At 57.4% G+C, this 11815-nt stretch carries 11 protein-coding genes and 1 pseudogene; 8 read left to right on the top strand and 4 right to left on the bottom strand.

Going from position 1 to position 11815, the window contains the following annotated elements:
• Window positions 1–135: 135 nt before the first annotated feature.
• Entirely contained in the window at window positions 136–1107 is a 972-nt protein-coding gene (locus tag ACI0FJ_RS13175) for a methyltransferase (protein ID WP_424304278.1), read from the bottom strand.
• A 390-nt stretch (window positions 1108–1497) separates the two neighbouring features.
• Between ACI0FJ_RS13175 and ACI0FJ_RS13170 the strand changes: the two genes are divergently transcribed.
• A complete protein-coding gene (locus ACI0FJ_RS13170; RefSeq protein ID WP_424304276.1) occupies window positions 1498–1704 on the top strand; it encodes a hypothetical protein in 207 nt (68 codons plus the stop codon).
• A 311-nt stretch (window positions 1705–2015) separates the two neighbouring features.
• On the opposite strand, the gene hflX is transcribed toward ACI0FJ_RS13170, so the two are convergent.
• The 3 genes from hflX to ACI0FJ_RS13155 form a co-directional block, all read right to left on the bottom strand.
• Window positions 2016–3575: a GTPase HflX gene (gene hflX / locus ACI0FJ_RS13165; RefSeq protein WP_424304274.1), complete on the bottom strand. Its 1560-nt coding sequence runs from the start codon at window positions 3573–3575 to the stop codon at window positions 2016–2018.
• A gap of 131 nt (window positions 3576–3706) precedes the next feature.
• The gene (locus ACI0FJ_RS13160; RefSeq protein ID WP_424304273.1) at window positions 3707–4306 is read right to left on the bottom strand and encodes an IMP cyclohydrolase; all 600 of its coding nucleotides are present in this window, start codon (window positions 4304–4306) and stop codon (window positions 3707–3709) included.
• Between the two features lie 325 nt (window positions 4307–4631).
• The gene (locus ACI0FJ_RS13155) at window positions 4632–5198 is read right to left on the bottom strand and encodes a tetratricopeptide repeat protein (RefSeq protein ID WP_424304271.1); all 567 of its coding nucleotides are present in this window, start codon (window positions 5196–5198) and stop codon (window positions 4632–4634) included.
• Window positions 5199–5701: 503 nt separating this feature from the next.
• Here ACI0FJ_RS13155 and flgB point away from each other — a divergent pair.
• The 7 genes and pseudogenes from flgB (at window position 5702) to ACI0FJ_RS13120 (ending at window position 11602) form a co-directional block, all read left to right on the top strand.
• Entirely contained in the window at window positions 5702–6112 is a 411-nt protein-coding gene (gene flgB, locus ACI0FJ_RS13150) for a flagellar basal body rod protein FlgB (protein WP_424304269.1), read from the top strand.
• Window positions 6112–6552 carry a flagellar basal body rod protein FlgC gene (gene flgC, locus ACI0FJ_RS13145; RefSeq protein WP_424304267.1) on the top strand — a complete coding sequence of 147 codons (441 nt, stop codon included), beginning with the start codon at window positions 6112–6114 and terminating at the stop codon, window positions 6550–6552. Before flgB ends, flgC begins: the two co-directional genes overlap by 1 nt.
• Before the next feature lie 11 nt (window positions 6553–6563).
• Window positions 6564–6902: a flagellar hook-basal body complex protein FliE gene (gene fliE, locus ACI0FJ_RS13140; RefSeq protein ID WP_424304265.1), complete on the top strand. Its 339-nt coding sequence runs from the start codon at window positions 6564–6566 to the stop codon at window positions 6900–6902.
• Between the two features lie 61 nt (window positions 6903–6963).
• Window positions 6964–8567 (top strand): annotated as a pseudogene (gene fliF / locus ACI0FJ_RS13135) (flagellar basal-body MS-ring/collar protein FliF).
• Window positions 8568–9569, top strand: a complete 1002-nt coding sequence (gene fliG / locus ACI0FJ_RS13130) for a flagellar motor switch protein FliG (protein WP_424304263.1) — start codon at window positions 8568–8570, stop codon at window positions 9567–9569. It begins immediately after the preceding pseudogene.
• Complete coding sequence (locus ACI0FJ_RS13125; RefSeq protein ID WP_424304261.1) at window positions 9562–10269, top strand: FliH/SctL family protein; 708 nt, start codon at window positions 9562–9564, stop codon at window positions 10267–10269. Before fliG ends, ACI0FJ_RS13125 begins: the two co-directional genes overlap by 8 nt.
• A gap of 13 nt (window positions 10270–10282) precedes the next feature.
• Window positions 10283–11602 (top strand): FliI/YscN family ATPase, encoded by a 1320-nt coding sequence (locus ACI0FJ_RS13120; RefSeq protein WP_424304259.1) that lies wholly within the window; start codon window positions 10283–10285, stop codon window positions 11600–11602.
• Window positions 11603–11815: the final 213 nt, after the last annotated feature.

Below are 11815 nucleotides of genomic sequence, written 5' to 3'. Positions count from 1 at the left end.
GCCAGGGCATCGCCATCTGGTCGTCAGGCCCTGGACCCGCATTCCGTTCAACGCAAATCAGCCCGGAACGAGTGAACTTTGTTCACTCGTTCCGGGCTGATTTGCGTTGAACAAGGGCCGATTAAAGAAAAGAGGCTACATAGGCTTGGTGCCAATCATCAGGCTTGTGGTGGGGCCGGATGCCGTCAGTTTGATGTCTGTACAGCCCGCCTGTTCCAGCCAGTCGCGTATTTCCTCACTTGTATAGGAATCGCCCGATTCCGTGTTCACCAGCATGTTGAGCGAGAAAAGGGTGCCGAAAAAGGGTTCGGTACGCTGCTCGTTCATAATGAAGTCGTCCACGGCAATGCGTCCGCCAGGATTGAGCGCGGCAAAAGCCTTTTTCATCAGTTTGGCGTTCTCCACTGCCGAATTCATGTGGACGACGGCGGAAAAGAGCACCAGATCGTAGCCGGAACCGAAATTGGCCGTATGAAAGTTGCCTTCCATGATGTCGATGCGGTCTTCCATGTCGTCCTGGGCAATGAAATTTCTGGTCAGCGGCGTTACCTTGGGCAGGTCCAGTATGGTGGCGTGAAGCTGGGGGTAGCTGCGGCAGAATGTGCGGGATAATGCCCCGGAACCGCCGCCCACATCCAGCATGGAGTTCACGCCGGTCAGGTCCAGCAGTTCCAGCAGGCGCTCAGCCGACTTTCCCCCCCTGTAATCCATGGCATTGATGAAGTGATTGGTCTCTTCACGGCTTCGGGATCGGTCGCCGGTGGATTCGCCCCGCTTTACACAGTCGGTAAGGTAGGCCCAATCCTGAAAAAGATTTGCCAGATGGCCCATGGAACGGATGAAATCCGGTGAGGATTCGTCCAGATAGCGTGCCGAACTGGGCGTGTTCCTGTACAGACCATCTTTTTTCTCAATCATGCCCATGGCTGCCAGGGCACTGAGCAGCCGGTCCATGGCTCTCGGGTCCGTCTTGGTGCGCTCGGCGACTTCGTCGGAACCCAGCCTTTCCGTACCCAGGGCTGCGAAAACATTGAGTTCCACCCCGGTCAACAAAACCCGGCTCTGCTGAAAGGCGCGGGCAAGCTGGTCGATGCGTTCAACACTCATGCAATCTCTGTTCACAGCGTCCCCCGGATAAGAAGTAATGAATAAAGTGAACTGATAGCTGAAATGCTACCAGTCTTGCAAGCTTCCCCCTCAGGACTGTTGAAAAAGGCACGATAGCGGCGTTGTTTCATCTTTCCCAGAGCCCTCGTGTATAGAAGAATACACTTCGGAACCTGGGAAAGACTTACGCCTTGCTCTCATACCTTTTTGAACAGCCCGCGGTGAGCTGGGAGGCGGAAAAGGCATGGGAAAAGGGGCGTTTCTGCTCTTCTGCAAAGTCCCGCAGATTGCTTTTTGCCGTTGAATCGAGATAGATTAACCAGTGTAGCTACATAAAATATGTTTAACGATGGGCAAACATCCATTTTTTTTTTGGGAAGCGAGTGCAGCATGGCTTTTGGGAAATATTTTTTCAAAAAAATTCTGCTGGGGTATCTCCCGTTTGCATTGATTGTTGGTGCAATTGTGGGGGCTTGTACAGGCGATTGGCTTTTGGGTGGCGTGGTTTTTGGGATATGGATGGTTGCGAGCTTGAAGGAGGTTCCTGTTTTTTATCGCGAGTGGAAGGGACGTGGGCTGTTGAAAAAGGCACGATAGCGGCGTTGCAGCGGCAAATTCAAGCCGCTTGTGTACATATAAGAGTACACGTCGTGTTTGAATTTTTCTTACGCCTTGCTCTTCCGCTTTTTTGAACTGCTCACGATCTGAGGTGGAAAATATTAGGGCGTGTGCTGTTTCTCTGGAAAATTAAAATTTTTGTTTTTAACTGGCCATTGTTTAACGCAAATCCGCCCGGAACGAGTGAACGGAGTTCGCTTGTTCCGGGCGGATTTGCGTTAAACGGAATGCGGGTCCAGGGCCTTGCAGGTCCTGGCGGAGTCCAGAGGCAGCGCCTCTGGTCTTCAAAGTTAGGAGCTGGGCTCCTCTTCTTCGGCGACCTCGGCGACCTCGGCAACCTCGACGATCGCTTCCGGCGCCACCTGGTCCAGGATGCATTCCACCAACGGCGCAAGACTGGCTCTGTTCTTGGCGGAGCCGGGAATGGCATCGGGGTACATGTTGCGCATGACCACCTGGGCGTCCTCGTCCAGGGTATCCCACTTGTTGAGTACAAGAATGCGCGGGATTTCGTGCAGTTCCATATCCACGAGAATGCGGTCCACGGCTTCTATCTGGTGCTCGACTTCGGGATGCCCGGCGTCGGCCACCTGAACGAGCAGGGAGGCGGATTCCAATTCTTCCAGGGTGGCGCGAAAGGCCTCTTGGAGTTCCTTGGGCAGTTCGCGGATGAATCCCACGGTGTCGGTGAGTACGATTTCCCTGTCCTGGGGAAAGCGGATGCGCCGGGAGGTGGGATCGAGCGTGGCAAAGAGCTTGTCTTCGGCCAGAATTTTCGAGTGGGTGAGGGTGTTGAGCAGGGTGGACTTGCCCGCATTGGTGTAGCCCACCAGGGAAACGATGGGCACGCCGCCCTTGGCACGGCGGGCACGGACCAGCCCGCGCTGCTTGCGGAGCTGTTTGAGGTCGTTTTTGATGCGGGCGATGCGTTCGCGTACGCGGCGGCGGTCGATTTCCAGCTTGGTTTCACCGGGACCGCGTCCGCCGATGCCGCCCATGAGGCGGGAGAGGGCGCGGTTCTGGCCCACCAGCCGGGGCATCATGTACTGGAGCTGGGCCATCTCCACCTGGAGCTTTCCGGCGCGCGAGGTGGCGTGCTGGGCAAAGATGTCCAGGATGAGCTGGGTACGGTCCAGAATTTTGCGCTCGGACACTTCGGCCAGGTTGCGCATCTGGGCGGGCGAGAGCTCGCGGTCGAAGAGAATGAGGCCCGCATTGCCTTGCAGGGCTTTGACTTCCAGGTCCGTGAGTTTGCCCTTGCCGAGCAGATACTTGGGGTTGACCTTGGGCACCCGCTGCATGATCTCGCCCACGCAGGCCAGACCTGCGGTGTCTGCCAGGTCGCGCAGTTCGGCCAGGGAGGCTTCCTGCCGGGCGCGGGGAAACTCGGAAACATGAACAAGGACGGCGCGTTCGCGTCCTTCTTCCTGTTCCAGGCTGGCGTCCTCGCGGGCCAGTTCGCCTTCCAGGGCTTCTGCCTTGGCGTTGAAGTCGAAGTCCACCTTGTCCCATGGCTGGGGCGGGAGGACGTCATAGGGCTTTTCTTCCGGGTTGGGGGGCAGCAGGTGGGCGATGTGCAGCCTGTACGGGTCTCCGGCATCGCGCAGGGTAAGGGCGGAGACCGAGTCCAGGCGCAGGAAGAGCATGTCTGTCAGGTCTTCTTCGCTCAGGGCCTGGTTGTCCAGGTGGGTGTGCAGCAGGCGCAGCCCGCGCAGGCGGGTGGTGCCGGTGCGAAAACGGCCGAGATCGGGGATGAAAATGGAGCGGGCGTCTCCGGCAATGACCATGAACGGCCTGCCCTGTCTGTCGATGAGCAGGCCGATCTGTCTTTTGGTCGAAGCGGAAAGCATGGCCAGTTCCCAGGCCTGTTCCGTGGTGTACCCGCCCGCGGAAGGGTAGCGGCGTTGGTACAGACGGGTAAGGGCTTTGGTCTGGCTGGGCTTGAGCCCGTCAAGATTTCCTTGAACTTTGGCTGCTATGGCTATGCCTCGTGTGTGGAAAGGTAGCGGCTGATCATGTCGTCGTAGGCTGAAACCTTGGCAAAGGTTTCAGCGGCCATCTGGCGGCGTGTCTCCAGCCCGATGGACATGCCGCTGGGGGCCATTTCGTCCATGATGCGGGAGTAGTGGGCCACGTCGGGCACAACCAGTACGCTGTGAAAGTTTTTGGCGGAAGCGCGCAAAAGGGTGGGACCGCCGATGTCGATCTGTTCGACGGCCTGTTTGAGGTCCAGGCCTTTGGCCACGGCCTCGCTGAAATTATACAAATTGACACAGACCAGATCGAACGTGGCAATGCCCAGTTCGTTCAGGGTCTTGAGGTGCTCGGGGTTGTCCTTGTCTGCAAGGACGCCGCCGTGCACGTGCGGATGCAGGGTTTTGACCCGGCCATTCATTATTTCCGGGAACCCCGTCACTTCGCTGACGGACGTCACGTCCAGCCCGGCTTCCAGCAGCAGTTTGCGCGTGCCTCCGGTGGAAACAAGCTGTACACCGCCAGCAGAAAGAAAACGGGCGAACTCGACCAGTCCGGTCTTGTCCGTCACGCTCAGCAGGGCTCTTTTCACAGGCAACATATCCATGGGCATTCTCCCTTATCTTTTTGCGGGAGAGTGCCGGAAACATTGCCCAATGGCAAGTCCGCTTCACGCGCTTTTTAGCCGCGTTTGCAGGGATGAGGCAACGCCGGAAAGGAGAGGGCACGCCTGTCGGGATGGCTGCGTACACCGTCCCGACACGTTTTTTCGACCAATAGACGTGTCGTCTTCAACCTGCGCGCATCATGCGCCGGGCGTATGTGTGTTGCTGGCGAATCACGCTCCCGTGCCCGGAATTATTTCCCGCCCTTTCACACCGCCATGCTCCGGGGCGGGAAATAAATGGGAGGGGAGTCAATATCGCCCTTTTCTATGCGGCCGATCTAAGTTGATCGTACAGCTCTCTGGCACTCACGTTTTCCGGGTCTTTCTCAAGGAGGGCCCTGAGTTCGTCCGCTGCGCGTTCATTCTGCCCAACGCTGATCAGGCAGCCTGCGAGAGAGTATCGAATCTCGGTTTTTTCCGGTTCGAGCCGCAGGAAATTTTCCATGTGGACGATAACCTCTTCCAGGCGGGATTGCGTATGTCCCAGCTGGATGAGACCGTACAGAGCGACCATATTGGCGGGGTTGCTCTGGAGCGCTTCGACGAAATGGTCGAAGGCCTGCGGTTCACGTCCGGTTTCCATTTCCACCAGTGCCATGCCTGCCAGCGCCTTATCATCGGCTTTGATGCTGGCGGCTTTGGAGTACAGCGTATAGGCCTTGTTCAGGTCGCCCTGCTGTACGGCGATGGTAGCCAGACCCATGTACGGGTCTGGTTCGGTGCCCATGCACCCGGCGGCCTTGGAGTAGTAATCTTCGGCCTTTTCGAGGTCACCCATAAACAGGTAGCACTCGCCCAGTTCCTTGTTGATTTCATAATCCAGTTGACTCATGACTCCCTCCTCAAAGGAGATTCCTTTTCGTTGCCCCTCCGTCAGCGCAACGAGCCGCAGTACGGCTGTGTCCATTTCCCGCTTTTTGCGGGCAAATACGGGTATGCAGCCAGCGTGCCAAAGTGATTTACATCTGCCTGGTTTTACTCGTTTTTCTTGTATCTCTTTATATTCCAAATGGTTGTGTGCTATGGTTCCTTGTTCTGCACCACGGGGTGCATACCTTATATATGGGGTTTTCCTGGGAATGTTCTTCCGCCCTGGGCGTTGAAGCACCGGGCATTTTTTCCTGAAGCGGTCCTGAGGGGAAAATGACGCCGGTTTTTGTGCTTTTTGAATATTTCTTTTTATTTCAACGTGTTGCCTAATTGGAACAACAATTGCTTTTCCTCGTACAGCATTGCGGAGCCCGCCACCGGGAAAAAAAGTCCGGGGTAAGGAAACAGCCCGCAGCAAGGCCTGGAAAACGGGCCGTCCACGCCAGATTACGGAGGAAAAGGACAATGAAAAGTATCTTCGAACCGCACTTACAGCTCTCTGCCAAGGTCATGGATCTTCGCCTTGAGCGTCAAAACATTGTCATGGGCAACCTGGCCAATATTTCCACGCCCCGGTACCGCCCCCGCCGCATGGAGTTCGAACACGAACTGCAATCCGCCCTTGATCTGGACGCCCGCGGCAAGCTGACCCGCACGGACGCCAACCACATGCCATCAGAGTTTCATTCCGACAATTTTGAGGGCAAGGCGCTCGAAGAGTTCAAGCCCCGGGTTGTTTATGGCGAAGACAGGGTCAACCTGGATAAGGAAATGGCCATCATGCAGAAGAACATTCTGCAGTATAACACGCTGGGAACCATCATGCGTTCCGGCTTCCAGGGCCTCAATAAAGTCATCGCCGAGGGAGCCAAATAATGGACTTCATGACAGCACTCGACGTGGCCGCTTCCGGTCTTTCTGCCGAGCGGACCTACATGAACACCGTGTCCATGAACCTGGCCAACATCAATACGACCAAAACAGCCGAGGGCGGGCCGTACGTTCGCAAGTCCGTGCGCATGGAAACCACGGACGTGCTTTCCCCCTTTGACCAGGCCATGTGGAACGCCAACAACCGCGAGCTGAAGGGCGTGCGCGTTACCGACGTTGTCGCGGACAAGCGGCCCTTCAAGATGGTTTACGATCCCGGCCACCCCGACGCCAACGACCAGGGCTACGTGCGTTTCCCCGACATCAACGTGGTGGAGGAAATGGCCAACATGATTACGGCCATGCGTTCGTACGAAGCGGGTGCCACATCCATTGATGCCGTTAAACAGATGTACAACAAGGCCCTGATGATAGGGCAGGGATAAGGAGATAGACCATGGCAATCGGAACAGTCACCAACACGGCGTTCAGGGCATATGGCAAGGCCATCGAGCAGCAGGCGCAGCAGCGTAAGACTCTTGAGACCCAAATGCCCAAGATGGACGCTCCGCGCTACGAGGATTTTTCCAAGACCGTCAAAGAGTCCCTGACCAAGGTCAACGACATGCAGCAGAACAAGGCCGATATGGTCGAAGCCTTTGCAGCGGGCAAGAACACCAACGTGCACGAGCTTATGATAAGCCTGCAGAAAGCAGGGCTGGCCATGAACCTCACCAGCACGGTCCGCAACAAGATGATGACTGCCTATCAGGAAGTCATGAAGATGCCCATGTAGGGCCAGCAGCAACTGAACCTACGCAGCACAGCATATTTCGCAGGAACGCAGGAGAACAACCATGCCGCCTTTTCTGGAAAAGCCGAAAGAACTCATCGAAGGTTTCTGGGGCAACCGTACCGCATCGCAGCGCATCCTCATTGCGGGTTTGGCCGCCTCTGTCATCTTGGCCTTTATCATGATGGTCTACTGGCTCAACCGTCCCGATTGGAAGATCCTGTACGCCAAGCTTTACCAGGAAGACGCCAACCGCGTGGTGCAGTTTCTCGATAGCCAGAAGGTGGAGCACAAGCTGGTGGACGGCGGCACCACCATCATGGTTCCTGCCGACCAGGTCTACGACCTGCGGCTTCGCCTTGCCGGTGAAGGCGCGGTGCACGGCCAGGGACTCGGCTTTGAAATTTTCGACGATGTCAAAATCGGCCAGACCGACTTTGTACAGCGTATCAACTACCAGCGGGCACTGCAGGGCGAACTGGCCCGCACCATCATGGAGTTTCCGCAGGTGGAACGCGCCAGGGTGCACCTTTCCATCCCGGCCAAGAGTCTGTTTATTGAAGAAGACATTCCGCCCACGGCGTCCGTCATCCTGCAGATGCGCGAAGGACAGCAGCCCGACAAAAAGCAGCTCATGGCCATTGTCAATTTAGTGGCATCGGCTGTGGAAGGGCTGGACAAGTCCAACATCACCATTGCCGATACCCGCGGGCAGATCCTGTTCCAGCCCGAATCCGACGATTCCATCAGCGGCCTGACCATGGCCCAGACCGAATACCGCACCAACATTCAGAAGAGCCTGCAAAAACGCATCGAACAGCTGCTGCTTCCGGTTGTGGGCGGCGTGGGCAAAGCCATTGCCCGGGTCAATGCGGATGTGGATTTCTCCCAGAAGACCATCACCAAAACCATGTTCGATCCCAACGGTTCCGTGGTCCGTTCCGAGCAGCGTTCCCAAGAAAGCAACACCGGCCGTGCCAACATCGAAGGCGGCGTGCCCGATCCCAACTTCCGCGGCGACGGTTTCAACGGCAGTCTTTCCACCCAGGAAGGCTCGCGAGAGACCAGCTCCACCAACTATGAAATCAACAAGGAAGAACAGCAGATAGTCGCCTCGGTGGGAGAATTGCAGCGCCTGTCCATTGCGGTTATCGTGGACGGCAAGTACGAACCCGATCCGAACAACGAGGGCAAGACGATTTTCGTGCCCCGTTCAAAGGAAGAGCTGGACCAAATTTCGAATCTGGTGAAAAGTGCAGTAGGTTTCGACGAGGCACGCGGGGATACCATTGAAATTAGCAGCGTGTCTTTCGGCGGCCCGGATATGTTTGCCGAACCCACCTTCATGCAGACCATGCTGGAATACATGCAGCGTCTCGGCAAGCCTTTCCTCAACGGTCTGCTCATCTTCCTCTTCCTGATCCTTGTGGTCCGCCCGGTTGTGCTGGCCCTGATCAAGCCCGTGTGGCCGAGGAAGATGTGGAAGAGCTGGTCAGCCTGCCCGAAGCCGAAGAACGGCTGGCGCTGGAAGAAGGCATCGAAGAGGAAGCCCTCGACCTGCAGCGCCGTCTGGAAAACGCCAAGGCCCAGGCCCTGCAATTGTCCGAAAAGGACATGGACCAGGCCGTGGCAGTGCTCAAAAACTGGATCAAGCAGGAGGCCGCATAAGTGGCAGACGAATATTCGGGTCCGCAAAAATCCGCCATTCTCCTTCTCGCGCTGGGCGAGAAGTTCACCAGCGAAGTGTTCAAGCGCATGGAACGGACGGAAATAGCGTCTATCTCCAGGGCCATGCTGAACATGGACTCGGTGCCCAAGGAGCAGGTGGAAGAGGTCATCAGGGAATACAACGAGACCCTGGCCTACGGGCACGAATTGCTCATGGGCGGTGCCGATCAGGTCCGCCGGCTGCTTACCAAGAGTTTGGACGGCGACACCGCCAAGTACATAATGGACCAGTTGGATCTGGACAGCGGCCCGCAGCCCTTCCGCGAACTGGAAAACGTCTCTCCGCGCATCCTGGCCCAGATTCTGCGCAACGAACATCCGCAGACCCTGGCCTTGATTCTGGGGCATCTGCACCCGGACCAGGCCGCGGACCTGCTGCAGAACCTGCCCGCGGGTGTACGTGCCGAAGTGCTTATGCGCCTGGCAAAACTGGAAGCCGTGGCCGAAGACATGCTGCTGGAAGTGGACAAGGTGCTGCAGAGCCAGCTTATCGCCATGGGCGGCAAGGAAGGCAAAAAGGTCGGCGGTGTCAACTCCGTGGCGGAAGTGCTCAACGCGGTGGACCGCCAGACCGAGGAAGAAGTCCTCTCGGAAATCGAAGAGGAATCCGCGCAGATGGCCGAGGAAATCCGGAACCTCATGTTCGTTTTCGAGGACATCAAGGCCCTGGACGACCGCAGCATCCGCGAACTGCTCAAGGAAGTTTCCAACGACGAGCTTACCCTGGCCCTCAAGGGAGCCAGCGACGACCTCAGGGAAAAGTTTTTCAAGAACCTGTCCGAACGTGCCGCCGCCATGATACAGGAAGACCTGGAAATCATGGGGCCTGTCCGCCTCTCCGACGTGGAAGGCGCGCAGCAGAACGTGGTCAAGGCGGTCCGCAGACTGGAAGCCGAAGGCCGCATTGTGATAGGCAGAGGAAGCGGAGATGTCTTTGTCTAAGGAAAATGATTTCTACGTTACCGGCCGAGTGCTCATAGGAGGTGGCGGACCCAATACGGGCATGACCACCATCCAGGAGCTGGAGGGCAAGGAGATTCCGGTCTGGGATAAGCAGACAGACCAGGAGTTGATCGAGCGCGTCAAAACCAAGGCCAAGGCCAAGGCCGGTGAAATCTTGCGCGAGGCCACCAAAGAGGCCGCAAAGATAAAGGAAGCCGCCAGGAAGGAAGGCTTCAACGAAGGGGCGGCCGAGGCTTCGGAAGAATTTGCCAACCATCGTGCCCAGCTTGCCGACGCCATGGCGCAGGTGCTGGAACAGCTGAAGGGCCAGTCCCAGGAATGCTGGCAACAGCAGCGTCAGGATTTTGTCGCCCTCATCCGCATGGCCGTGGAAAAAACCCTGCTCGTCACCTTGGACGCGCAACGCGAGGAATCGCTGAACAACCTGTTGGCACAGGCGCTGGAAACCATCGACAGCCTGCGCAGCCTGACCGTGGTGTGCGCACCTCAGGACGAGGAATTGCTGCGTACCATGATGGGTATTGCCCAGCAGAACCATCCCGACCTCAAGGCCTGGCAGTTGCGTGCCGATCCCAACATGGATCCGGGCGGGCTGGTTGTGGAAAGTGAGGACGGCATGGTGGATAACAGCGTGAACGGCCGTTACGAGGCCGTGCTGCAAATTTTCGATCACCTTTAGGACACAGCCAACCATGGACCCTAAAGGCTGCATGCGGCTCCTGGAAAACATTGAGCCTTCCAAATCCTACGGAAAAGTCACCAAGGTTGTGGGCATTATTGCCGAGGGCCGGGGCATCAAGGCGCCTCTGGGCTCGGTCTGTCAGCTGATGCCCGACAGCGCTACCGATGAGGTCATTGCGGCCGAGGTTGTCGGCTTCAAGGACGGCAGCCTGCAATTCATGCCCTATGGTGATCTGCGCGGTATCCGGCCAGGGTCGCTCATCCGCAACACTTCCACGCCCCCGCTTGTACCTGTAGGAGCAAATTTTCTCGGCCGGGCCATTGATGCGTTCGGCGAACCCATGGACTCTCTTGGCTATATCGCGCCCGAGGGGTATTACCCGCTGTTCAACACTCCTCCCAACCCTCTGGAACGTCCCCGCATCGACGCGCCGCTTGATGTGGGCGTGCGCGCCATCAACGGACTGCTGACCCTGGGCAAGGGCCAGCGCGTGGGCATTATGGCCGGTTCGGGCGTGGGCAAGTCCACCCTGCTGGGCATGATGGCCCGTTACACCAAGGCCGACGTCAATGTCATTGCTCTGGTGGGCGAACGTGGCCGTGAGGTTGTGGAGTTCATGCAGCGCGATCTGGGCCCGGAAGGCATGTCCCGCAGTGTGCTGGTTGTGGCGACGTCCGATACCAGCCCGCTCATCCGTATGCGCGCGGCCTATGCGGCCACATCCATTGCCGAATTTTTCCGCGACCAGGGCAAGGACGTGCTGCTGATGATGGACTCGGTAACCCGTTTCTGCATGGCCGGGCGCGAAGTCGGCCTTGCCGCCGGGGAACCGCCCACACGCGGCGGCTATACTCCCAGCGTCTTTGCCCAGCTGCCCAAACTGCTGGAGCGGGCGGGCAAGAATGTGAACGGCTCCATTACCGGCGTCTATACCGTGCTGGTGGATGGCGACGATTTTACCGAACCCATTGCCGACGCCACTCGGTCCATTCTGGACGGCCATATCGTGCTGACCCGCGAACTGGCCGACCAGGGGCATTACCCCTGTATCAACGTGCTCAAAAGCGTATCTCGTGTGCGTGGAGACATAACCTCCCGCGAGGTACAGACCGCCGGGCGGACGTTGATCCGGAATTTGGCCACCTATACCCGCGTGGAAGACATGGTCAACATCGGTGCCTATGCCAAGGGTTCCAACCCGGAAGTGGACGCTGCCCTGACCATGATTGGCCCGGTGCGCGAGTATTTGCAGCAGCTTGTGGAAGAATGTTCCCCCCTGGAGAACAGCTTCAAGGAGTTGGAGGATTTGGCGGCGCAGGCTGGTGGGTAAGAGGCTGCTGAAAAAGGCATGTCTGCTTCGTTGCTGCGGAAAATTCAAGTCGCTCGTGTACAGAAGAGTACACGTCGCGCCAGAATTTTCCTGGCGCCTACAGAACATTGGGGAGCTTTGGGCATCCATACCTTTTTGAGCAGCCTCGTCGTAAGGTGTGCTGGTATTGAAGGTGCTTGGTTTGTAGCCTGCCCCAGAAATTTTAAAAAAGCC

Origin of the sequence: Desulfovibrio sp. 7SRBS1 (assembly GCF_049723905.1) — a bacterium.
GTDB lineage: Bacteria > Desulfobacterota > Desulfovibrionia > Desulfovibrionales > Desulfovibrionaceae.
This window is presented reverse-complemented; position numbering and strand designations above follow the sequence as displayed.